Annotated in this window: 22 protein-coding genes and 3 pseudogenes; 13 read left to right on the plus strand and 12 right to left on the minus strand. The window is 65.8% G+C overall.

All coding sequences use genetic code 11. The features are described 5' to 3' along the window. The first annotated feature begins 69 nt into the window (after positions 1 to 69). Genes HUO13_RS28500 through HUO13_RS28525 form a run of 6 tightly spaced genes read left to right on the plus strand, consistent with a single transcriptional unit; the run spans position 70 to position 5793 of the window. Positions 70 to 1101 (plus strand): Gfo/Idh/MocA family protein, encoded by a 1032-nt coding sequence (locus tag HUO13_RS28500; protein ID WP_211898071.1) that lies wholly within the window; start codon positions 70 to 72, stop codon positions 1099 to 1101. Further along, a complete protein-coding gene (locus HUO13_RS28505; protein WP_211898072.1) occupies positions 1091 to 2002 on the plus strand; it encodes a sugar phosphate isomerase/epimerase family protein in 912 nt (303 codons plus the stop codon). The genes HUO13_RS28500 and HUO13_RS28505 overlap by 11 nt, the downstream gene beginning before the upstream one ends. Next, positions 2002 to 3306: a M20/M25/M40 family metallo-hydrolase gene (locus HUO13_RS28510; protein ID WP_211903223.1), complete on the plus strand. Its 1305-nt coding sequence runs from the start codon at positions 2002 to 2004 to the stop codon at positions 3304 to 3306. The genes HUO13_RS28505 and HUO13_RS28510 overlap by 1 nt, the downstream gene beginning before the upstream one ends. Continuing rightward, positions 3303 to 4430, plus strand: coding sequence for an Ldh family oxidoreductase (locus HUO13_RS28515; RefSeq protein ID WP_211898073.1), 1128 nt, complete (start codon positions 3303 to 3305; stop codon positions 4428 to 4430). The genes HUO13_RS28510 and HUO13_RS28515 overlap by 4 nt, the downstream gene beginning before the upstream one ends. Continuing rightward, positions 4427 to 5377, plus strand: a complete 951-nt coding sequence (locus HUO13_RS28520) for a Gfo/Idh/MocA family protein (protein ID WP_211898074.1) — start codon at positions 4427 to 4429, stop codon at positions 5375 to 5377. The genes HUO13_RS28515 and HUO13_RS28520 overlap by 4 nt, the downstream gene beginning before the upstream one ends. 50 nt (positions 5378 to 5427) lie before the next feature. Further along, positions 5428 to 5793, plus strand: a complete 366-nt coding sequence (locus tag HUO13_RS28525; RefSeq protein ID WP_432757866.1) for a DUF6917 domain-containing protein — start codon at positions 5428 to 5430, stop codon at positions 5791 to 5793. A gap of 337 nt (positions 5794 to 6130) precedes the next feature. On the opposite strand, the gene HUO13_RS28530 is transcribed toward HUO13_RS28525, so the two are convergent. Together HUO13_RS28530 and HUO13_RS28535 are read right to left on the minus strand one after the other, a co-directional pair. Beyond that, on the minus strand, positions 6131 to 7390 hold the full coding sequence (locus HUO13_RS28530) for a nucleotide sugar dehydrogenase (protein WP_211898076.1): 1260 nt from the start codon (positions 7388 to 7390) through the stop codon (positions 6131 to 6133). Between the two features lie 63 nt (positions 7391 to 7453). Then, positions 7454 to 8458 carry a hypothetical protein gene (locus HUO13_RS28535; protein WP_211898077.1) on the minus strand — a complete coding sequence of 335 codons (1005 nt, stop codon included), beginning with the start codon at positions 8456 to 8458 and terminating at the stop codon, positions 7454 to 7456. 708 nt (positions 8459 to 9166) lie between these two features. On the opposite strand from HUO13_RS28535, the gene HUO13_RS28540 reads away from it, so the two are divergent. Beyond that, entirely contained in the window at positions 9167 to 9919 is a 753-nt protein-coding gene (locus HUO13_RS28540) for a DUF4239 domain-containing protein (RefSeq protein ID WP_249124141.1), read from the plus strand. Between the two features lie 156 nt (positions 9920 to 10075). On the opposite strand, the pseudogene HUO13_RS28545 reads toward HUO13_RS28540, so the two are convergent. The 4 genes and pseudogenes from HUO13_RS28545 to HUO13_RS28555 all read right to left on the minus strand — a co-directional run. Then, positions 10076 to 10213 (minus strand): annotated as a pseudogene (locus HUO13_RS28545) (transposase); the annotation flags it as partial. 131 nt (positions 10214 to 10344) lie between these two features. After that, positions 10345 to 10764, minus strand: a complete 420-nt coding sequence (locus HUO13_RS38205; RefSeq protein ID WP_282976946.1) for an IclR family transcriptional regulator domain-containing protein — start codon at positions 10762 to 10764, stop codon at positions 10345 to 10347. Then, positions 10758 to 10895: a hypothetical protein gene (locus tag HUO13_RS37815; RefSeq protein WP_249124142.1), complete on the minus strand. Its 138-nt coding sequence runs from the start codon at positions 10893 to 10895 to the stop codon at positions 10758 to 10760. Before HUO13_RS37815 ends, HUO13_RS38205 begins: the two co-directional genes overlap by 7 nt. A 15-nt stretch (positions 10896 to 10910) precedes the next feature. Next, positions 10911 to 11267, minus strand: a complete 357-nt coding sequence (locus HUO13_RS28555) for a hypothetical protein (RefSeq protein WP_211898080.1) — start codon at positions 11265 to 11267, stop codon at positions 10911 to 10913. A gap of 78 nt (positions 11268 to 11345) precedes the next feature. On the opposite strand from HUO13_RS28555, the gene HUO13_RS28560 reads away from it, so the two are divergent. Continuing rightward, positions 11346 to 12455: an oxygenase MpaB family protein gene (locus tag HUO13_RS28560; RefSeq protein WP_211898081.1), complete on the plus strand. Its 1110-nt coding sequence runs from the start codon at positions 11346 to 11348 to the stop codon at positions 12453 to 12455. A 372-nt stretch (positions 12456 to 12827) separates the two neighbouring features. Then, positions 12828 to 13025 carry a hypothetical protein gene (locus HUO13_RS28565; RefSeq protein ID WP_211898082.1) on the plus strand — a complete coding sequence of 66 codons (198 nt, stop codon included), beginning with the start codon at positions 12828 to 12830 and terminating at the stop codon, positions 13023 to 13025. Between the two features lie 434 nt (positions 13026 to 13459). On the opposite strand, the pseudogene HUO13_RS28570 reads toward HUO13_RS28565, so the two are convergent. Together HUO13_RS28570 and HUO13_RS37820 are read right to left on the minus strand one after the other, a co-directional pair. Then, positions 13460 to 14601, minus strand: a pseudogene (locus HUO13_RS28570) (IS3 family transposase). Between the two features lie 76 nt (positions 14602 to 14677). Continuing rightward, positions 14678 to 14932, minus strand: a pseudogene (locus HUO13_RS37820) (IS701 family transposase); the annotation flags it as partial. 89 nt (positions 14933 to 15021) lie between these two features. Between HUO13_RS37820 and HUO13_RS28575 the strand changes: the two are divergent. Continuing rightward, entirely contained in the window at positions 15022 to 15318 is a 297-nt protein-coding gene (locus HUO13_RS28575) for a hypothetical protein (RefSeq protein WP_211898083.1), read from the plus strand. A 1123-nt stretch (positions 15319 to 16441) separates the two neighbouring features. Here the strand turns inward: HUO13_RS28575 and HUO13_RS28580 are convergent. Further along, positions 16442 to 16858 carry an SSI family serine proteinase inhibitor gene (locus HUO13_RS28580; protein ID WP_211898084.1) on the minus strand — a complete coding sequence of 139 codons (417 nt, stop codon included), beginning with the start codon at positions 16856 to 16858 and terminating at the stop codon, positions 16442 to 16444. 1109 nt (positions 16859 to 17967) lie between these two features. Here HUO13_RS28580 and HUO13_RS28585 point away from each other — a divergent pair. Beyond that, the gene (locus HUO13_RS28585) at positions 17968 to 18231 is read left to right on the plus strand and encodes a hypothetical protein (protein ID WP_211898085.1); all 264 of its coding nucleotides are present in this window, start codon (positions 17968 to 17970) and stop codon (positions 18229 to 18231) included. 79 nt (positions 18232 to 18310) lie between these two features. Here the strand turns inward: HUO13_RS28585 and HUO13_RS28590 are convergent, their stop codons facing one another. Continuing rightward, on the minus strand, positions 18311 to 18592 hold the full coding sequence (locus tag HUO13_RS28590; protein WP_211898086.1) for a hypothetical protein: 282 nt from the start codon (positions 18590 to 18592) through the stop codon (positions 18311 to 18313). 231 nt (positions 18593 to 18823) lie between these two features. Further along, positions 18824 to 19075 (minus strand): hypothetical protein, encoded by a 252-nt coding sequence (locus HUO13_RS28595; protein ID WP_211898087.1) that lies wholly within the window; start codon positions 19073 to 19075, stop codon positions 18824 to 18826. Between the two features lie 240 nt (positions 19076 to 19315). Here HUO13_RS28595 and HUO13_RS28600 point away from each other — a divergent pair, with 240 nt between their 5' ends. Continuing rightward, a complete protein-coding gene (locus HUO13_RS28600) occupies positions 19316 to 19618 on the plus strand; it encodes a hypothetical protein (protein ID WP_211898088.1) in 303 nt (100 codons plus the stop codon). Between the two features lie 304 nt (positions 19619 to 19922). Next, positions 19923 to 20663 carry an NUDIX hydrolase gene (locus HUO13_RS28605; protein ID WP_249124143.1) on the plus strand — a complete coding sequence of 247 codons (741 nt, stop codon included), beginning with the start codon at positions 19923 to 19925 and terminating at the stop codon, positions 20661 to 20663. Positions 20664 to 20795: 132 nt separating this feature from the next. Here the strand turns inward: HUO13_RS28605 and HUO13_RS28610 are convergent, their stop codons facing one another. Further along, positions 20796 to 21347 carry a hypothetical protein gene (locus tag HUO13_RS28610; protein ID WP_211898090.1) on the minus strand — a complete coding sequence of 184 codons (552 nt, stop codon included), beginning with the start codon at positions 21345 to 21347 and terminating at the stop codon, positions 20796 to 20798. Positions 21348 to 21629: the final 282 nt, after the last annotated feature.

Consider the following 21629-nt stretch of genomic DNA (forward strand, 5'->3'; position numbering starts at 1 on the left):
TGGGTCCTATCGATCGGCATGGAACGACTGATCCGGCCCCGCGACCAAAGCGCGTAGCTACGGAGTACAATGCTGCAACCATTCGTGGTCGGCCTCGGCCGGGCAGGCGCCGGCCTGCATTTGCCGGTCCTGGCAAAAGCTCGGGCTGCTGCAAGCGAACTCTTCCACCCCCGTCCCGTCGTCGCATGCGACCCGGACCCGGAAAGGCGCCGTGCCGCTTCCGGCGTGACCACCGTCGACTCCACACGCGCGGCCGCAGAGCTACTGGACCCGGACAGCACCGTGGTGCACCTCTGCACGCCACCGCAGAACCGGGCCGAACTGCTCGCCGGCCTCGCCGAACTCGGCTTCCAGCGGTTCATCGTGGAGAAACCCCTCGCCACCGACGTCCGCGAGCTGGATGAGATCAGCGCGCTGCGCAGCCGGCACGGGCTCGACCCGGCGGTGGTGACGCATTGGCTGGACTCCGAGCTCACCCGCCGGCTCAAGTCATTGATCCGACAGCAGCGGCTCGGCGAACTGCGATCAATCGCGGTGGACCAGCACAAACCCCGGTTCACCCGCTCAACCAGTGCCGACGGGCACCCGACGGCGTTCGACGTCGAAGTGCCGCATTCCCTCGCCGTAGTACTACACCTGGCAGGGTCGGCGGCGGTCCGCCACGCGACGTGGACCGACATGCACGCCCCGAGCTGCCTGCTCCCCCGGATGGGCAGCGCGCGCATGGCCCTCCAGCACCACAACGGTGTCGTCACCGAGATCTTCTCCGACCTGACCGCACCGATGAAGCAACGCCAGATCACCTTGGAATTCGACCGCGGCCAGGCGATCGGCCAGTATCCGATAAGCGAGAGTGACGACCATGCACAGCTGCTGATCCGCGGCGAATCCACGAGCCGGGAAGTCTTCCGCGATGACGCACTGACCAACTTCGTGGTGAGCGCCTACCGCCATTTCCAAAGCGCTACACGCAGCGACCACGGGACGTTCGACCTGCACTACGACGTCGTCGGGCTGCTTGCGGCAGCGAAGCGACTGTGCCTGGCGGCCGAGCAGGTCGTCACATCCCCGCCGAAGGAAAGTCTCCACCATGCGTGCTGAACAACCTCCCGCACCGAACCGTCTCGCCGGCATCGGAGACGAAGCAGCCACCGCACTGACCGACCAGATCACCGCCGTCACACGTCTCGGCTGGTCGGCAATCGAACTACGCACAGTAGACGGGATCGCGCTGGCGGATCTGGCCCCCGAGCCGTTCTCCCACGTGCTGCGCGCTGTCCGAGCCGCCGGCCTCGACGTGGTGTGCCTCGCCTCCCGAATCGGAAACTGGTCCCGAACCATCACCTCGCCATTCGCCGACGACGTGCACGAACTTGACGTCCTGGCGGAACGTTGTCACCAACTGGGCACCCGATTGATCCGAATCATGTCCTACCCGAACGACGGCCTTTCCGACGCAGAGTGGAGTGATCGCGCGTTGGCGCGCCTCACCCTGCTGGCCGAGCGCGCCGCAGGACATGGCGTCACGCTGGTGCACGAGAACTGCGCCGGATGGGCTGGCAGCAACCCCGACCGGATGCTGGAGCTGGTCCACGAGGCCGGTGGTGCCTCGCTGGGGTTGCTCTTCGACACCGGCAACGGCGTCGAGTACGGCTACGACACCTACGACGTACTCCGGCGAATCCTGCCCTACGTCGCGCACGTGCACATCAAGGACGCGATCGGCGAGCCGGGTGACGCCACATACGTCCTACCCGGCCAAGGGCAGTGCCGCGTCGCCGAAAGCCTGCGACTGTTGATCTCGAACGGCTACTCGGGCGCCTTGTCGATCGAACCGCACCTGCTCAGCCGGCCGCATGACGGCATCCAGCCGACCGGTTCCGATGCGGAGCCGTTCGTGAAGGCCGGTCGGCGCCTGGAAACGCTGCTGAACGAAGCCGTAGCATCCAACGCGCTCGATGAGCGGGATTCCTCCGCCAAGACCGGACACGTCACGTCGTGATGCATCACGAGATCTTCAACTGCGACGATCGGGACCTGCTCCTGCACCTGCTGACAACCCCCACGGTCGGGCCGTTGGAAGCGTCCGCAGCCGACCCACCGCCACAGCTGTGGCAAGCACAGCGCAGCTACGCCCGGGCCGCGGCCGCCCTCGGATTCCAGACCGTGCGCCACGAAAGCCCGGCACCGGAGGTCTTAACGCGTGCCGACGTGCCGCGTACCGTGCGCGACGCCGCGGCAGACCCGCAGTTCCTCGCGCAACAGCCGAGCCTAGTGCTCCGCCTCGGCCCCGAGCTCCCACGCGAGGCCACCGTGATGTTCAACGTCCACCTGGACACGGTCGCCGGCATCGAACCGGTGGCTTTCCGCGACGGTTGCTTCACCGGACGCGGCGCCATCGACGCGAAAGGGCCAGCGGTTGCCCTGCTCGCGGGCATCCGCGACGCCGCCCGGACCACTCCGGCACTCGGGCGAGACGTCGGAGTTCTCGTACAGGCGGTGTCGGGCGAAGAAGGCGGCGCAATGGGCACCTTCGGGACTCGCCCGCTAGTGGAGGCCGGATATTTCGGTCGTCTGAACATCTTTTGCGAACCGACGGGCCTGCAGTACCTGCCTCGTGCGACGGCCTCGATGACAGCGTGCCTGCAGGTGGACGGCCACGGCGCCATCGACGACCGGCCCGATGCCGGGCACAACGCCACGGTGCTCCTCGGTTTCCTCGCCCAGCACCTCGCCCGTGAACTCGATCCGCGGCACCGCCCGGCCCGGCTCTGCGTTGCCGGCATCCACACCGGCGGCCTGCACAATCGGGTCTACGGCAGCGGAAAGTTGCTGCTGAACCTCTCCTACTCGGACTCTGCCGAGGGCGCTGCGGCGGAGGCCGAATTACTCGCGGCAGTCAACAGCGGAGTCGAGCAGTTCACCGCATCCTTCGCCCACACCCGGGAATTCGCCCGCACCGCAGCCAACGCCTCGTCCATCACCCGCGTGGACTGGCTCAAGCGTGGCCTACCGTGTCTGCACAACTCCGCGGCATGGGCCGAAAAACTCCTCACCAACGCTGGTGCGGCTCGCTGGCCGGATAACACCCCGTCCTTCACCTGCGACGCGATCTGGATGGACGGCGCTCCCGACACCTACACCGCAGTGCTGGGCCCCGGAACCCTCGACGGAAACAACGCGCACGCCGAAGGGGAATACGCCGAACTGGACGAACTCCGGCGATACGCATCCATCGTCTCCGCACTCCTCACCGGCTTCACCGATCACCACCGCTGCCAGTCCCAGGAAGGGAGGACTCAATGACGCTGCAACAGCAAACGCAGACTTGCGCGGACACCGTCCGCGTGCGCTACGAAGACCTGCACGCATGCGTCCGCGAACTGTTCACCGAACGCGGGATACCGCCGCGCCGCGCACACACTGCCGCCTCCGCGCTGTGCCACGGCGACCTGCAGGGATTCGACTCGCACGGCGTGTTCAACCTTTCACGCCTCTACCTGCCGCTGTTCGCCTCCGGCCGCGTCGACCCGGCCGCGGAGCCGGAGATCATCACCGACACCGGTGCGTGCGCCGTCGTCGACTCGCGGCGCGCACTCGGCCTGTGGTCAGCCGCCGAAGCGATGGACACCGCCATCCAACGCGCCGGACAACACGGGATCGGCCTGGTCTCGATCCGCGATGCGACGCACTTCGGCTGCGCCGGCTATCATGCGGCACGCGCCGCCGAGCAGGGCATGGTCGGTATCGTCGCGAGCAACTGTGGCGGCCAACGCATCGCCCGGCCACCGCTCGGCGCACTGACGATGCTCGGGACCAATCCGCTCGCCGTCGCCGCCCCGGCCTTGACCGACCACCCATTCGTGCTCGACATGAGCACCACAGTGGTTCCCACCGGCAAGGTGCGCACCGCCGCGAGCCGCGGCGAGACCATTCCGCCCGGTTGGCTCACCGATGAGGCCGGGAATCCGGTCACCGATCCCACTGCCTTCGATCGCGGCCTGGCGCACCTGGGCTGGCTGGGTGGTTCCCCGGAAACCGGCGCCTACAAGGGTTACGGCCTGGGTCTCGTCGTCGAACTGCTGGCCGCGTTGCTACCCGGCGCCAACCTCGGCCCCGCGCCGGCGGCGCTGCAGGGCGACGGTGGCCCACACGGACGCGATGACGGAATCGGCTTCTTCGTCCTGGCGATCGCGCCGGACCTGCTTCGCCCGGACGGCTCTTTCGGCGCCGACGCGCACACGATGTTCGATTCCCTGGCCAGCTGCCCGCCGGCAGCACCCGGGGATCTGGTCCGGTATCCCGGCTGGTGGGAGGCCGAACGAGCCTTCGAACACCACCACCGCGGAGTCCCGATCCCCGTACACCTCCACCGAGAACTACTCGAACTCGGGCTGCCCGACACCCGACCCGCAGGTGATGACCAGTGACCGCTACCGCCGGAAACGCACGACGGGTCGCGGTCGTCGGCCTGGGCACGATCTCGAAATACTACCTGGGCTCGATCCACCACAATCCCAGTTGGACGTTGGCGGCTGTGTGCGACACCCGTTCCGCCGCACTAAAACCGCACCGATCCGACACGCCGTGTTTCCGCGACCATCGCACGATGTTCCAGGAGGTAGACCTGGATGCTGTGGTGGTCACCGTGCCCAACGACGTCCACGAAGCGGTGTGCAGGGACGCCCTGCACGCTGGGATCCCGGTCTGTGTGGAAAAGCCGTTGGCGGTGTCGCTCGACGACGGCCGCGAGCTCGCCGCGTTGGCCGACGCCACCGGAACACCGCTGTTCACCGCCTTCCACCGCCGGTACAACGAGAACGTGTTGCATCTGGCGGACCAGGTCCGCCGAGGCGGCACGATCGAGAAGCTGACCGTCCGGTACAACGAACTCATCGAAGACCACATAGGTGCCGACAACTGGTACCTGGACCCGCAGCGGTGCGGCGGCGGATGTGTTGCAGACAACGGGCCCAACGCCTTCGACCTGGTTCGCATGTTCCTCGACGACGTCACGGTCGCGGCCGCAAGCGTGCGACGCGACCAGCACGGAACCGATCGCCAAGCCGTGATCGAACTGCGCTCGGCCACCGGCATTCCGGCCACCGTCGAACTCGACTGGTCGCATCCTGGGGAGATCAAAGACGTCGACGTCCTACTCTCAGACGGAACACGGCTCCAGGCGGACATGCTGGCCGGCCACCCTGGCTTCAAATCCTCGCTGTGGCACGAATACATCGGAATCCTCGACGACTTCGACGCGACCATCTCCGGTGCCACGCGAGACGACGGCGGCCTACCGGCACTCGACCTCGTCGCACAGAGCTATCACAACGAACGAACCGGCGACCTGGCGTCAGAAGGGCAACCACGGTGAATTTCGAAGAAGACGGACCGAAACGGACCATCAGCGGCACCCTGGTGAAAGTGCTGCTGCACCGCCGGGAGCAACGGGGCATGTCCCTCGAACCACACGCGAGCCGCTGTGTCCGGCAAGGCGAGATCCACGAACTGGCGACCACCGACCACGAGGACACCTCACCCGGCGCCCGCATCGACCGCGTCGGCTTCCTGGGGTTCGCCGAAATCGGGTGCGCCGGCGTGATCGACCGCGGCGACGAGTTCTGGATCGGCTCAACGCTGCTCGGAACCGTGCTGGGCTTCGACGCTTGCCACTTCCCGAACCACTACAACATCCTGATCCAAGCCGAGAAACCGGTGACCGGCGCGGACCTGCACCTCGAGCCGGAAATGCCCATCGCATTCGCGCCCGCGCTGCTACCCGCGCACTGAACCACCCGCAGCAACACGCGGCCGGTGCCCCCATGGGAGGAGCGCCGGCCGCCATGGCAAGCGGATTCGGGGGCGATCAGCTCACAATCTCAGCCGCGAGCCAGCCGAATCGGTCGCCCCAGGGCATTTGCTTCAGCACAATCGGCACTCCCCACGCGCTCCGCTGGGGTGCGCCAGAGTCTGTTGGCGAATGCTGGGTGTGCTCGCACGTCGCCTGGCGAGATCGATCCCACCGCAGCGCAGTGGACCATACATCCGAAGGTGGTCCCGAAGCCCAGGCGGCGCCTGAAGGGCCGCTGTCCGTATCACTACAGGAATCGAGTTCACGAACAGGCTGTCACAGCAGAGTCACGTTCTTGCCCGTGCTGCGTCCCCGGGTGTCCAACAGCGCACACCCGGAAGCTGCCAGTTCTACGGGGTCATAGCACGCGTGGTCCTGTAGCAGGATCGCGATATCCGCACTCTGCAGCGCATCGGCCAGCCGGTCCACTTTGGCCAGCTGCGAATCGTCCACCGCGAACGAGGGCACGTGGGGATCATGAAAGCGAACGTCCGCACCCCTGGCCAACAGTCCGCGCGCTACCGGGAACGCCGGCGACTCACGCGTATCGGACACATCCCGTTTGTAGGTCACGCCCAGCAGCACCACCCGCGCACCGGAAACCGGCTTGCCCTGCTCCTCGATGAGCTTCGCCACCCGAGTCACTACGTGCTCCGGTATGCGCTGGTTCACCTCGCGCGCGGCGGCGAGCGTGCTGAAGGAGAATCCCACTGTGTTCGCCTTGCTTTGAAGATACAGCGGGTCGACCGGGATGCAATGGCCCCCGACTCCCGGCCCTGGATGGAACGCGGCGAAACCGAACGGCTTCGTCGCAGCGCAATGCAGCACATCCCAGACGTCGATGCCCATCTGGTCGCAGAACAGCGCGACCTCGTTCACCAACGCGATGTTCACGTAGCGATAGGTGTTTTCCAGGACCTTGGCCATCTCAGCCTCCCGCGTGCCACGAGACACCACCAGGGTGTCGACGAACCGGCCGTAGAACGCGACACCGTACTTGGCGCAAAGCGGTGTGACACCGCTGATGATCTTCGGTGTGTTCTGGACCCCGAACGCCGCGTTGCCCGGGTCGATTCGCTCTGGGGAGTAGGCCAGGTGAAAGTCGTCACCTGCGCGCAACCCGCTGCCCTGCTCCAGGATCGGGCGCACCACTTCCTCTGTGGTACCCGGGTAAGAGGTGGATTCCAGGACCACGAGGGTCCCCGGGCACAGCCACCCGGAAGCAGTTCGGGCCGCCGTCCGCACCGCCGTCAGGTCCGGCTCCCCGGTGTCCGACAACCCAGTGGGTACGCAGAGCACGATGGTTTCGGCGGCGCCGAGCACCGAAGGGTCGGTCGTCGCGGTGAACCCGTTCGCCGTCATCCCGACGACCACCTCGTCGGAGACGTCCTGGACGTGCGACCGACCTGCGTTGACCTCGGCCACCACCTCGCTGCTGATGTCCAAGCCGATGACCGCCAAGCCGGCTTCACACGCCCGGGCTGCCAGCGGCAACCCGACGTAGCCCAGTCCGACGACGACCAGTTCTGCGGACATGCGTGACTCCTAGCTACTCGTCGAGTTCCACAGGCCGATCCGATGCGAAGGTCCCCCGTGAGGTCACTTGCCGACACGGGTTGCCGAGGACAGCGCACCGACGCTGACCATCATCACCAGTACACCGAGGATCGCGATGAAACCCGCTGCCTTCTCGGGTGACTCCCGCAGGGCACTGGGACCGGCTTGCTCGTACCGCGGCGCAGGAGGCTCATCGATTGGCGAAGCAGGTGGCGTGACCGACGGTGTGGCGGGCACCATCGCATGCGCAGTGGCTCGCACTAGATCTGCGGAATCCGCCGCCACGCCCCCGGTCACCGGCCTCGCTACAACCGTGAGGTCCACCGAAGTCCCGGTCTTCACACGACATAGGTAGGAAAACGCCTCCCCCGGCTCCAGGCGTTCGATCTCGCGCCGACACGACGCCGGCTGCCCGGTCACCGCGACGTCGACCAGTGTCACCGATGACGATGTGTTCCGCGCCGTGACCGGAACCTCGGCTGCATCTGTGCCCGGGATGGGCTCTATATGCCCGATGTCCAGCGACACCGCCGCTTGCGGCGGAGGATGCAATTGAAACCGCCCGGTTGCTTCCGCATGAACGGGTCGGCCGCTGGGGCTCCAGCCGTGCGTCGCTGCGGCCACCTGGCCATGTACGGGTGGCGTACCCGGGCACGAAACCACGCGCTGCTGTCCGGGATCGAGCTGGCCGATCGGCATGCGGCAGGGTCCGGAATCGAGATCGGCCACCACCCCGGCCAACGGCACATCACCAGAGTTGGTGATCACGGCCGTCTGGGTCAGCCGGTCACCAGGAGCGCCTTCTGCGGAAGTCGCCTCGGTGCGTATGTCGATGGCCGGCTTCTCGTTGGTCCACACGACGTGCAATGTCCAACCGACGCTGCAGGAAGTCCCGGGTTCCTGCCGCAAACCAGCGAAGACGATCACGCTCCCGTCGGCGGCGATCATGCCGGGCAGCTGTCCGGTCACGTTTGCGTGTGCGATGTCGCCATGCGGCCCACTGGTGATGCGTCCGGCCACGACCTGCACCGAACCGATCGACAGCATCGGCTCCCCGAGCCCGGGAAGCGCACCGCACCGGCCCTCCGGTCCGCTGGTCCACCGCAGTCTTGCGTCGACAATCCGTGTTCCACGCGGGATTTTCAACTTGGCTACCGACGACGCACCGAAGGGCGAGACGCCTCCGACCGTCGTAGAGCCGGCTGCGGGATCACCCGGATCGATCCGAGCGGCCCCGTGAACTTCCGCGGAGCACAGCAGCGGCGCCAGCAACAGCAACGCGAACGCGAGCAACCAGGATGGCCATGGCACACGCCATTTCCGCACAGCATCTCACCAGCTTCGTGCATCGACTTGCGAAAAGTTCCATACCTGCCGACCGAACCCGGCCCGGCCAGGACGCCCGCTTCGATTCCCGTATCAGCCCGACCGGACCCTAACAGGAAGCACTGCAGTCCTCGTACTGCACTTCCAAACATCCACTTTGGACTTCGCGTGCTATCTGCCCAGGAACTACCCGTGTCGACATAGCGCAGAAAGAGGCTGCAGACACCGCAGATACGTCTCCGTGGCAGTTCAAGATCACCCGAACGGGTGAAGTTGGTAGCACTCGCTACGGGGCCGTTTTCACGTCAATCCGCAGCAGGTAACCTTGTTTTCGAAGGACGAGTGGCTTCATGCCACATCCGATCCCATTCTTGTCCTGCCAGGCGCACCCAAGAACGGAACCTTGTGCTTCTCCCCACCCTGCTGGCTATGGTGCTGCTTCCCCTGTGCGTCGTTGGGTTCATCGTGCTCAACGCACGCCGCAAGACCGCGGTTTCCGGCGAGGCGGACTCCGATTCGCAAGCGTTCGTCGGCGGCGTACTCAACGCCTTGTTCACCGTCGTGCTGGCGTTCTACATCGTGTTCGCCTGGCAGAACGGCGACGACATCGACAAGGCCTCAGAACAGGAGGCGAACGCGCTCATCGACACACATTGGCAGATCAGCACAGCGCCCGAGCCACATGCCAACACCATCCGCTCCCTGACCGCCCAGTACGCAGCACGGGTCGCCGACCACGAGTGGTCAGCACTGGATCGGGGCGAGACCGACCCCGAGACCGAGCGGCTCCTGAACTCGCTACGTGCCGAGGTGCTCGCGCTCCCTGCGGACGACGAGACGCTCAAGACAGCGCGGGAACAGTCGATGGATAACCTCCGACAGATCGACGAGGGGCATCGCCAGCGGGTCAACGTGGCCACCGACGACCAGAACTTCAACATCATGCTGCTGACGGCCAGCATCCTCGGTGGCGTGCTGATGATCGCCTTCCCGCTGATCATCGGGCTCAGCATGCGGCCAGCGAACATCGCGACGATGGTACTGCTGACATTGACCATCAGCCTCACCATCTTCATCTCAATCGAGCTCCTGCACCCGTTTCACGGACCGTTCAGCGTCGCCCCCGACGCCTTCCGAGAGGCACTGGCCGCGTTCGCCACTTCCGCACACGCAGGTACCTGACGCACCCGTCGAGTTCGTGGACCATTGCTCGCGCATTGGCCGGGGGTCTACCCAGAGTTCGGTTGTCACCGGGGGTTGACTGGTTTGAGGCCGCTGTCGCGGTGGTGTAGATGGTCTCAAACTCGACCGGGGTGAGTTTGCTCAGGCGTCGTTGTCATTGAGTGCAGCGGCGACGGCGTCGAGTTCGTCGTGGTTCCAGCGGGCGAAATCGGTGCCCTTGGGGAGATATCGGCGCAGCAGGCCATTTGTGTTCTCGTTGGTGCCGCGCTACCAGGGGCTGTGCGGGTCGGCGAATTGACGAGCAGCAGCTGGGACGCCGGTGAGTGGTCGAGACAAATAAGGTAACGGTCAACGCGACCACCAGCACGTTCTGTCCGCGCCGGCGCTGGAGTCGCACAGCGCCGGCGCGGCTGACATCCCACCGCCTACCGCAGTCCCGCCCACGCCGACCCGGCCAGGCTGGGCATCTGGCCGGCCTGGCGGCCCAGCGCGATCGCCGCGGTGCGCACGGCCGGGCCGAGCGAGGAGACGTCCACCTGGCCTAACCTCGTGCTGATCGACAACCCGGCGATCGGATTGCCGGTCCGGTGCACGACCGGGGCGGCAGCGCAGGCGACGCCCGGGCCGGATTCCTCGGCTTCGTACGCGATCCCGGTCCCGCGGAGGGTGTCCAGTTCCTCGCGCAGCCGCCCCGCGCCGGTGATCGTGCCCGGCCCGAGCGGCCGCAGCCCGGTCTCGACGACCCGTGGTGTCCCGGGTCGACCACCGGAATTCCGATCTGGGCGTCCTGGCTCATTCGTCGCGGTGGTGGCCTCCTCCAGGCCGGCGTGGCAGGGTTTCAGAATTCGGGTGCCGCCGGGCCTGCCGTGTTCTCGTCGATCACGTGCGGTGGGAGCCCGGCGAGAGTGCTGTAGATGGAGCGCTGACGATCCCAGGACTGGCTGACCAGGAACGCCGTGGCAGCACGACGCAACATCGAGAGTCCTTTCGATCACAGCAGGCCGGAATTGTCAGCTCCGTACGACACCGGAAAATCACCTCCGGGCGCGTCCCGTGTGCTTGCCGAACCACCCATCGGCATCTTCTGGTACCCGAACAGGCCGTGCACAACCGGCCCGCGCCCCGTCGCAGTCACCCCGCCTGGCACCCGGACCCAGCCATCAAGGGCCACCCCTCCGGGGCCGCCTGCCTGCTGCCTTTCTGGCCGCGCAAGATCGGTGAGGAACTTGGTCAGCGAGGTGCTCGGGGGGTCGATGTCGCTGAAGTCGTCAACGACCACCGGCTCGCCTTCGGGCAACCGCAGCAACGGCCCGGGGCACTCACCGTTGTAGATGTCGACGATGATCACTACCGTGATCAGTCTGATCAGCAGCTGCCCAGTCCTTGCTCCGAGGGGACTTGGCCATGCAGGAGGAAGGACAGTTGAATGACCACTCCGCTGTGGACGGACGACATGTTGGACCGGATGCGAAGGCTCGGAGACCCCCTGGCTGACGCCGCGATCGCCGAGACCTACGACCTGGGGCAGCAGGATCAGGTGCGGCAGGTCCTATTCGGACTCGAGCGGAACAACGACCCACTCCCCACCGGTCTACCCCAGCAGGTGCAACACTACTTCGACGAAGCCGTGCTACCCGAGTGGGCCGACTCGACGTTGATGGACCGAGGCCGCACCCTGCTCGGTCGCTATGAAAACTCTCTTGTCTCGACGCTGTTGTGCTACTCGCTGGTGGCCTGCTATAGCTGCGGCGACGGCGCCCGGGTCCTGGGCATGTCACAACGATTGACCTCCGGTGTCTATCGACGGCTCATGGAAACCTCGCAGTTCCTGGTCGACGTTCTCGACAAGGACGGTTTGGGTGCCGGCGGCAAGGGCCTGCGCTCGGCGCAGAAGATCCGGCTGCTGCACGCCACCATGCGCTACCACCTATCGCAGAGGAAGGATTGGGACTCGGCCTGGGGTGTTCCCGTCAACCAGGAAGACCTCGCGGGGACGCTGATGAGCTTCTCGGTGGTCATTCCCAGGGGCCTGGAACGGCTAGGCATCGACCTGGCCGAGGAGGACCGGGACGCCTTCTTCCACATCTGGCGGGTCATCGGCCACGTACTGGGCGTCGACGCACAGCTCAACGCCGCCTGCTTCGATGACGGCTCGGCCCTCTGGGACACGATTCTGCGCCGACAGCAGAGCACCTCGGAAGCGGGCATCGCCCTGACCAAGGGCGTGTTGGACTTCATCCGGGAGGTACTGCCCGGGCCCGCCCTCGCCGGCGTGGGCCCCACCCTGATCCGGCACCTGGCGGGCGACGAGACAGCCGACCTCGTAGCCGTCCCACCGGCGGATCTCAGTCAGCTCGCGGTCGGCGCCGGATCAGCCCTCAACTTCGGCTACGGCGAGACGAGCAACACCGTTCCGCTGGCCGCTAAGGCGGCGGGCGAACTGGGCACGGTGGTGTTCAAGGCCGGCCTCCGTCTCACGAACCGGGGACGCCGATACAACTGGGAAGTCCCAACCGGCCTCACCGCGGCAAACTGACATCGCACTGGCCGCCGAGTCGTGTCCATCGCACAGCGTGCCACGCGTGTCTTCCGCTCCCAGCATGGTGAGCTGGTAGTACCGGCGCGGATCGAGGCTGGGCCCCGCCCCACAGCACCGCTACCGGAGCCCCGGCTGACGCTCGCTCAGCAAGCGGAGCGGGTTCGCAGTCTGTGACCTCGACATCCACCGTGGCCACGGCCCCGACCGAAGTAGCGACGCACTTTGTCCTTCGTCCCTGACGTAGGGGACCGTTAAGCGAGGTTGATCCTGCATGAGAAGGGCCCCGCTGCGGCCCGCAGTGGGCGCAGCGGGGCACCTCGTCCAAAGACCACCAGTACCGCCCAGACCCTCCTTCGCCGTCGCCCGGACATGGTCGACGACGACCACACCGAGGCCGGGGACGCCCGCCTGCACCTCGACACCACCGAACACCGAAGTTTGATGCGGGAGGATCTGGCCGCCGCCGCGGCTATCGGACTGGTCGTTGTCGCGCCGCCGGCCGACTCGGCGCTTGAGGAACACCGGAACGGAAACTGGCGCCAAGCCCTCGTCGGCCCTGCTCGCTGATCGCCAGGGTGCTGGCTTTGGCCGGTTCTTGCGCTCATCCCACAGATAACGCTCTATTATCTGCAACATCGCCAAGCACGTCCCACAGAACGTCCCCGCGTCGGCGGGTGAAGCGTCCCTGGCTTTTGTTCGACGGTCGCCGGACGTGCGCCACGGACCCCATTCCAGTACCCGGCTGATCTGAGCGGGCCGAACACGGCCGGTGGCGGGCGGCAGTGACGCACCGGGGCGGCGGAATTCGGCCCCCTGGTTGCACGATGGCGTTGTCCTACCGTGCGTCTCCCTGACGGTACCGCTCTGTTCACGCCCGCAGTCGCGTGGTGAGACGGCTCAGAGAGCCTGCCGCCGTCGCGCTGCCTGAGCTCCACGAACCGGCTCACTACTGATCGTCGGTCTGATGTTCCCTGAGTTTTGTGGAGCCGGTTTTCTGGAGTTTAGGCGACGGGCTGGATGCTCGGGTGGTGGTTTTCGTACTCGATCGGGGTGAGCATGCCGAGTGCGCTGTGGCGGCGTTGGCGGTTGTAGAAGATCTCGAGGTACTCGAAGATGGCGTTGGCCAGTTCGATCCTGGTCTTCCACTGTTTGCGGTTGAGTACTTTGGTTTGCATGCGTCCCCAGAAGGACTCGATGACGGCGTTGTCGTAGCAGTCACCGATGGAACCCATCGAGGGCACGAGCCCTGATTCCTGAACGCGGCGGGTAAATGCCCAGGATGTGTACTGAACTCCGTGGTCCGAGTGGATGATCGTTTCGCCGGTGGGGCTGCGGTTGTGCACGGCCATTCCGAGCGCGCTGGTGACCAGCGTCGAGGTCTGGCTGCTGTCGATGGACCAGCCCACGACACGGCGCGAGTAGGTGTCCAGCACGACCGCGCAGTAGACCTTACCTTCCCTGGTGGGGTGTTCGGTGATATCGGTGACCCAGAGCTGGTCTGGCCCGTGGCGCGTGAACTTGCGGTCAACAAGATCGGCCGCGGCTGGCGTTTCGGGCTTGGGCCGCTACCGCTTTTTGGCTGGAAGTCCTTTGATGCCAGCACGTTTCATCAACATCTCGACGGTGTTGTGCCCGACGGTGATCCCGCGCCCGGCGGTGAGTTCAACATGGACGCGTGGTGCTCCATAGGTTCCTCTCGAGGCAGCGTGGACCTGCCGGATGACATCGGTCAGCCACGCGTGCCGCACCGAACGCGCTGACGGCGGCCGCGAAAGCCAGGCGTAATAGCCAGACTCTGACACTCTCAGCACCCGGGTGGTCAGCTGTACCGGCAGCCCTTCGCCTGCCATCACTTTGATGGCCTCGTACCGTCTTTTGGGGGCACCACATCGCCGAGCAACTCTGCAGCCCGGCGATGGGTGGCCAGCTCTGCCTCGAGCTCGGCGATGCGCTTACGCGCGGTCACGAGCTCTGCGGCCTCACTGCTGGTGCTCCCGGGCATCTGCCCGGTATCGATGAGATGCTGGCGGCGCCAGTTGTAGATCGTCTGATCGCTGATGCCGAGATCGTGCGCGACAGGCCGGCCAGACTCGACGAGATCAAGAACCTTGCGGCGGAATTCCGCGGGATACCGGCGGGGCAACGAACCTCCCAGAGGTCGAGTAGATCACTGAATATCCAGTAACCCGACTCCACCGAACCGGGGGTAGATCACCGAGGATGGCGAGGTAGGTCAGGGCGAGCATGGCCAGGGTGGTGAACCGGTACCAGGCGTGCCACCGGCGGACCTGGTACTGGTCGAGCCCAACGAGGCTCTTGCCGTTCTGGAACGAATCCTCGATCCGCCACCGTGTTCCGGCGACCCGCACCAGGTCGGCCAGGGCCACCGGGCGAGGTGTAAAGCAGCGGTGGTAGGCGTGCTCGCCGGTGGCTCGGTTACGGCGGATGAGCACCCACTGGCCCGGGTGTGCGGGCATTTGGTCGCCAGTTCGGGGATGGTCCGGGCGCCGAGGATCGGCCCGGTCTCCGCCGCATCGCGAAGCCTGCCCGAACTTGGCGAGTCGTGCCCGCCCTGGCGGTCACGCTCGGCCACGATCAGAGCGTGATCACTCCAGACCCGAACTACCTCCGGCAGTCCGCACAGCACGCCGCCGCACGCGAAGGCCAGTTTTGGCGCGACATTGCCACGCTCGGCATCGGCGACGACCAAGCCGAGCGCTGCCTCCACGCTGTCCTTCTCGAAGCCGAGCAGGGCGCCGACATCCCCGACCCCTATAACGTCGTCACGCAGCGGCTCGCCGCCGGTCCGACATGGCGCCCCATGCCAGAAAGCACCCGCCGATTGTCCGCGCCGCCGTGACGGCCAGGGTAGGGCCGTTGCCCGCGTGCGCCTCGGCAACACACCCGCGGCTACCTTGACGAACTCGCGCGACGCTGGACTTGACGAACTCCCGGCTGGCATCGTGCGCCTGGCGCTCAAAGCCCCCGACGCCGTGATGCGCGAACCACAGCTCTGATCACCACGTCCGCTGTTCGCCCAGCGAGGGAGGAGCCCGGGTGTGGCAAGTCAGATTCGGTTGCTGTCCGGGTTTGCCGAGCGGGTGGATTCTGATGCGGCTGATCGCCGTCGCACTCGCCCGCCCGCTGCCGTGTCCAGCTGACATACGAGCATTTATTAGCTTTCAACTCGTACAGAAGTTACCACTCGTCGCCGGGGAACATGATGGCCGCAAAGCTGTCGAAACACGATCGCGGCGCACCCCGAAACGCCAGCGACCTCGGCGGGTCAGTACGTGTTGTTGCCGGTGGTCTGAACAAACAGGCACGATGGAGCTACAGTGGTAGCGTGCGGAGCTACGCGGTCAGCCAGCTGGCTTCCTGCAGGCCGTTCTCTTTCGAGCCTTGTGAGCGCCCTGCGGACAACGGTGCAGCCACGTTTGTCCACAAGTGCATGGAATGCGGAGATGGCGGCGCTGTCTTCGTGCCCGGCGAGCTTCAGAAGAGCGCGCAGCTCGAACAGGCAAGCAGCCTCATTAGCTGTCACGGTCCCACGTCCCTTAAAGCCATGCCTTCCCCCCTGTAGTCATGTTCTCCGGATCGGCAGGACCCGGGTCCGTGCCGCGGCTTGCGGGAGGTACCTGGCTGCTTCGCCATGTCGCGCCTCGGTGGGTGTTGAGGAGGACAGGGATCCTTGAACCCGAAGCGATCGCGGAGCGCGTTGGCGAGGAATTCGCAGCCTGACTGTGTCTGGATCCGCGAGTCGCCGTTGGAGGTGGGCGTCGGGGTCCTCGGTAGGCCACTGAGGAACAGCAGAGGTCTCCGTCGCGATCTGCCCCAAGGGCGAGACAAGACGCATCATCTCGTAGTAGCTCATCTCGGCTTTTCTCCACAGTTGGGCTCGGCATTCGGGGGCCAGAGCACCGGTGAATGGCCCCGGCCCCCGAAGTCAGCGGAAGTTTTCAACAAGATGCAGGTGAGTTTGGTTAGAAGTCGAACACCACACCTGTTTCCACACGCAAGGCACAGCTGTTGGAATAGGTTTCTTCGAAACGGACTTCGGATCCACGCCAGGTGCCTGTAGCGCTGGCCGTGACCGGAGCGTATTCCAGCGTGCACGCACGGGGCTCTTCGGCCCTCAAAGCTGTGAAAGATCCACCGACTTGGTCGAGTTGAGCACAGGCTTCCACGGTCCGCTTGTGGTTGCCGCCCGTCGGGTGGCAGCGCAACACGACCGTGCGGCTCACGCCCGAACCGTCGCTGGAAACAGAGAGGCGAACCGTACTCGCGACACTCTTCTTCGGTGCGGCCGACGTCTCCGTGGCGACCGCCACAGGCGCTGATACCGCGCCGATCAGGGCAGCGCCAACAATTAGAGCGCGTCGCTTCGACTTAGCAAACATTCGTCTTCCTCCAGAAAGGGAAGAGCCACAACTCTAGGGACAAGGGGTTGGGATGTCGATCAACCGTTGCCGAACCGTTGCACAAGCAGCGTTCGTACCGGGTTGCTCATTGCGCGACCTCTGATTTGTCGCCAGTGGTGACGCAGAGACATCGTGCGAGTCCAGGCCACGGATCAATGCGAAGCAGGACTCTGGTTCTGTTCGAACACACGCAACGCTAGCCCGTTACAGCCTGCACATATCCGTTAGACCATACGGGTGATGAACCAGGAATTTACCCGACTGAGTCGTCACAGTTGGGAGTCTGCTAATACAGCGCTCCTTACCCCGATGCGTCGAGGCCTGAGACGTCCTCGTCACTTGTTACGGCCTTCCGCAGTCCGCCCCACCCTGGCTGCCGCCTGGAAACTTAAAAGGCGCTGGATTGTCACGAAAAATTCGAGTTCACCTGGAGCCGGTGAACGGTTTTCGCATTCCTTGAGGTTTCAATATAGTATACGTTGAGAAACGAATGGAATCGGCTCTACCGGATCGCGGACGCGGGAAGTTAGCGTGTCCCGCGGCTGGTGAGCGCCTGTTGCCTCCCCCTGACCGGCACTCACCAGTGTTCCGGTCGCAGCGCCCCTGCACCCCCTCCGGGCGGCGCGCGATCCCACCGCAAGCAGTAGGCACGCGGTGGCTGCGGAGCGTCCACACCTGTCCTCGGCGTCGGGGCCAGGGCAGGTGCGGACGCTTCAAGATTCAGGAAGCATCTGTCTTGCGGTGTAGGCGCCGAGTACCGCAGAGCGTGACCGACAGTTCGGTGGAACTGAGGGGCGACGCTCCACTGCGTGATCCCATGCAACGAACCCGCATGCGGCATCCCGACCAGCGGCGGCAACATCTGTGGCGCAGGTCTTGGCAAAACTCGACTTCACCTCGCCGCTGTCGCCGACTTGGTCGACATGGAACTTGAGGCCAGTAAGCACTCGCTGATCGTCCGCGCCACTGTGACGGCTGGATAGAACCGTGCCCACGCGCACCTGGCACCCCCCAATAGCGTCGCGCATCCGGCGGCGCGAGGTTTCGCGAGGTAGAAAGGCCACCGAGCCATACCTCGGGGGGATGCCGTGACCACCGAACGCCAGTACCGGCAGCGCCGCGCCGCCCGTGACCGCATCGCCGCCGCAGCCGACCGAGCCCGCACGACCGCCAGCCGCGGCCAAGCCGAACACGCCGCCGGCCGCGCCCCCGTCATGCCCGCCGACCGGTTCGTCTTTATCGGCCTGCTTGACGAACTCGCGCTTGCCGCTGGACTTGGCCAACTCCCGGCCGGCGTCCTGCGCCTGGCGCTCGAAGCCTCCGACGCCGTCATGCGCGAACCACAGCCCTGATGACCATGCCCTCTTCGCCGCAGGACATCGCCCGAGCTAGGCGAAGCTCGTCCTGAGTGCGCACCGCCATGTGGCACCCTCAGCCGGTTCGACTCGCCCTATCCGACTCCGAATCCAGCAGACGCTGCAAGCGTTCCAGGGCACAGCAGTGGGCGTCCACCGCGCGGTCGAGCCTGTCGTCACGGCAGCCGGTGGCGTACAAGGTCGCCGCGATCTCATTCATCGTCGGTCCGAGCTCGGCCAACCGTTGCGAGATCACTCGCAGTTCGGCAACGAGCCCGCCCGGTACCTGGTCCGGCGTACCGCGGGAGGAACTCGTGCTCTGTGCCGAGGGCACCGGTGTCGGGGCGGGATCAGTCACGCCTTCCACTATGCGTACGACAACCTGGCCGACACCCGGTTTCTCTGTGTCCTCTTCCAGGCCGAGCGTGTCCTCTGTGAGGACACATACGGAAACAGGACGCCCTCCACTCGGGGATGCTTGCGCTTGCCTCCGGTACGTGAGCCCGCGACCAGGGGAAATCATCGCGACCTGGACAAAAACGCGCTGGCTTACCCGGGTGCGGCGTCGTTCGATGCTGACCGATCGCGGTCAGTCGGTGTTCGGTGACGATGCGGTCGGCCTCTGCTCATCGCAGGACTGCGGCGGTAACACGCGCTCCCATGACGGAGAGCGGCGCAACATCGCTGCCGGGATCATCGAGGGCACACGCTCGCCGCTGGGCCGTTCGTGGGTGACCTCTTCACCGACGACATGCCATCGGTCACGAGGTGTGGGCTGCTCCTCGTCGGGGGCGGGTCGCTCGCCCGCCGCGACATAGATCTCGTGGTCGACGCCTTCCACTGCTGCTCCTGCGTTCCCCGCCTGGTGGTTCTGAATGCGATCCTGCCACGTGCAGCATCCGCCCCACCGACATCGGCCGACGGTGCGGCAGCACGTGGACTCGTCGAGATCACCGGATCAAGCGACCGTGACGACGGGGCACTGCTTCCTCGGCCGCGTCACCAAGGCGATCGCGATCGACAGCTTGACGCTGCGGTGCGGGTTTGCGCCGTGAGCCGTCCACGTTCCGCTGCTCCTCCCATGCCAAGGCTTGACCCTTCACAAGGGCACGACCAGGGCAAACACATCGACCAGCAGCAACTACGACGCCTACACGTCGGCAACCGTCCGCAGCACGCTTACGACCAGGGAAAACACTATCTCGCCAGGTCGAGCCCAGCACTGCGCGACCAGCGAAAATTGCGATCGGTACGCAGCGTCGTCGACGACATGGTCAAGATCAAGAGCTTTGTCTCCTTGCCCCCGAGCCGTGGCGCTCATGGCAACTGCGGTTTCCAAGACTGGAAACACGAAACGGCTGTTGAAGACCGGCGTCGGCTGTGAACGTGAGGCTCGTGCGGCACGCACCGCGATGAACCGGTAGCCGGGGTTGCCCCCTCGCCACGGGATCACCAAAGAGGCGAGAGCGACGGATCCAGCGCTCGAACCCCTGCGGTGGGATCTCGGCTGACTGATGCCTACGCGGGGAAGGTTCGAGCGGCAAGCCCCGTGCGAACTCGTCCGCTCGTTCCTCGCTCCCGACTTCGCACTTTCCGGGCTGGCCGCTCTCCCCCTCCCCGCGTCGAGACGGCATCAGCCGAGACCCCACCGCAGGGTCCGGCAAGTTGATTCCACCATGGAGAAATTGATGTCCTGGTCCGAACTTGACCAGCAGATTCTGCCCGACGACACACGCTGGGGGCAGGGCTTCGCCGGACACGCCTACACCGACAGCGAACTCGCCGAGTTCACCCAGCACGTGGCCGAGACCCCGCAGCCCGGCTACGGACCGCGCCTGCACACCTCGGCCGAGGGGTTCGAGCGCACCGAACACGGCTACGTCCTGCCGCCCGGCTACGACGCGACCGGCGCGCCGCACCGTGCCGGTGTGAACCCGGCGCGGCTCGACCCCGATATTCCGACGGCGGCGGACGCCTGGCAGCTTTCCGCTGCGCTGCAGCAGCACTTTTGGCAGGGCGGGTTCGCCCTGGACCAGCACGGCAGGCCCGTCCATCCGCACGCCGACCAGCTGCTGGACAGCATTGGCATGAACACCGGCATCGGGTGGGGACGGCGGCTCGGCGAAAACGTCCTCGTCGACGCCGTGGTCCTCATCGGTGACGGGGTCCTGCTGTGGGCCACCGGCGATGCCGGCCGGTGGGCCCTACCCGGCGGATACCCGGTTCCCGGGGACTACGGGCTGACCGATGCCGACTGGAACGCGGGCCGGCGCCCGGTCACCGTGGAGGGCATCCAGGCCACCGCGCGGCGCAAGGTTGCCGCGGAGACCGGCATTGACCTGCCGCAGGACTGCCCTGGTGAGATCGTGCGCGGGATCCGCCCGATCAGCTCCCCGCACATTCTCCGGACTAAAGAGGCGTCCCGGTAGCTTTCGCGCAGCAGGCAACGTTTTAGCGTCTGAACTGCGATTACGTCGATCAGTCCGTGGCCATGCGGGCGGCGAGTTCCTCCGCGCTCGGCGTCCAGGCGCCGCGTTGAGCGTCGATCACTGCGCGGTGCTCTAGGGTCCGCGGCGTTCGGGCTGGGTATTCACCGTCGTGCCGCCGACGATGGCGCCGATGCCGGCGAAAGCAAGCATCAGCAGGATGTTCTCGTCTTTGTCCCGGTACGCGAACACGGCGGCGGTGAGCACGGTGAAGGCCGCAGTGGCGGAGCTGACCATGACCAGAAGTGTGCTCAGGCCGGCGAAGTGCGCGTCCGTCGCCTTCCACCCCACCACGATCGTGGCACCTGCCAGGGCGGACAGGACGAAGAGTCCGAGGCCGAGCAGGATCCCGGGCGCCGAGAGGTCGGCAAACTCGTCGCGGATCCTGTAGAAGGTCTCGCCTGACTCGGACCTGCGGCGTTCGTACACGCTGAGGAATCCGATGATCCACAGCGTGCCGGTGATCGCGGTTGCCAGGAGCAGTTTGGACACGGGGCCCAGCGCCGTGAGCGTGGGGGCGTCGGGGTTCGTTCTGCGGCCCTGGTGGACTTGGATGACGGCTGCGGTCGTCTGGACCAGGGTGGCGGCGATGACGATCCACTTGATGACATCGGAGTCGGGGGACATCTGCGGATGGTCTCGCGGTCGAGGCACACGGCGCCCGGGATTGCGGGATTCCGGACCGTGGGAGTCCGGCTACCGCCCGAACGGAGCAAGCGCGAGGAGGGTGGTGTGATGTTCTGGTGACTGTCGGCCGCCGGTGTCGGCCGGGGATTCGGGGCTGACCACTACCTACTGGATCAGCCATCACGACTCAGCCAGGAAACCCTCTGACCAGCACTAATCCAACTAGGCGATGCTTTCTGACGCCTGCTACCGAAATGCCTAAGAGCACCGTGCCGCAACTTG

This window comes from Saccharopolyspora erythraea, from assembly GCF_018141105.1.
Classification (GTDB): domain Bacteria; phylum Actinomycetota; class Actinomycetes; order Mycobacteriales; family Pseudonocardiaceae; genus Saccharopolyspora_D; species Saccharopolyspora_D erythraea_A.

Bases quoted from the DNA above. Each gene is read 5' to 3' on its own strand.
- HUO13_RS28565 (WP_211898082.1), top strand. From the start codon at position 12,828: ATGGTCGACGACGACCACACCGAGGCCGGGGACGCCCGCCTGCACCTC.
- HUO13_RS28535 (WP_211898077.1), bottom strand. From the start codon at position 8,458: ATGCTGTCGATCGGTTCGGTGCAGGTCGTGGCCGGACGCATCACCAGT.
- HUO13_RS28610 (WP_211898090.1), bottom strand. From the start codon at position 21,347: ATGTCCCCCGACTCCGATGTCATCAAGTGGATCGTCATCGCCGCCACC.
- HUO13_RS28510 (WP_211903223.1), top strand. From the start codon at position 2,002: ATGCATCACGAGATCTTCAACTGCGACGATCGGGACCTGCTCCTGCAC.
- HUO13_RS28515 (WP_211898073.1), top strand. From the start codon at position 3,303: ATGACGCTGCAACAGCAAACGCAGACTTGCGCGGACACCGTCCGCGTG.
- HUO13_RS28580 (WP_211898084.1), bottom strand. From the start codon at position 16,858: ATGTTTGCTAAGTCGAAGCGACGCGCTCTAATTGTTGGCGCTGCCCTG.
- HUO13_RS28600 (WP_211898088.1), top strand. From the start codon at position 19,316: ATGCCAAGGCTTGACCCTTCACAAGGGCACGACCAGGGCAAACACATC.
- HUO13_RS28560 (WP_211898081.1), top strand. From the start codon at position 11,346: ATGACCACTCCGCTGTGGACGGACGACATGTTGGACCGGATGCGAAGG.
- HUO13_RS28540 (WP_249124141.1), top strand. From the start codon at position 9,167: ATGGTGCTGCTTCCCCTGTGCGTCGTTGGGTTCATCGTGCTCAACGCA.
- HUO13_RS28505 (WP_211898072.1), top strand. From the start codon at position 1,091: ATGCGTGCTGAACAACCTCCCGCACCGAACCGTCTCGCCGGCATCGGA.
- HUO13_RS28500 (WP_211898071.1), top strand. From the start codon at position 70: ATGCTGCAACCATTCGTGGTCGGCCTCGGCCGGGCAGGCGCCGGCCTG.
- HUO13_RS28530 (WP_211898076.1), bottom strand. From the start codon at position 7,390: ATGTCCGCAGAACTGGTCGTCGTCGGACTGGGCTACGTCGGGTTGCCG.
- HUO13_RS37815 (WP_249124142.1), bottom strand. From the start codon at position 10,895: ATGTTGCGTCGTGCTGCCACGGCGTTCCTGGTCAGCCAGTCCTGGGAT.
- HUO13_RS28605 (WP_249124143.1), top strand. From the start codon at position 19,923: ATGTCCTGGTCCGAACTTGACCAGCAGATTCTGCCCGACGACACACGC.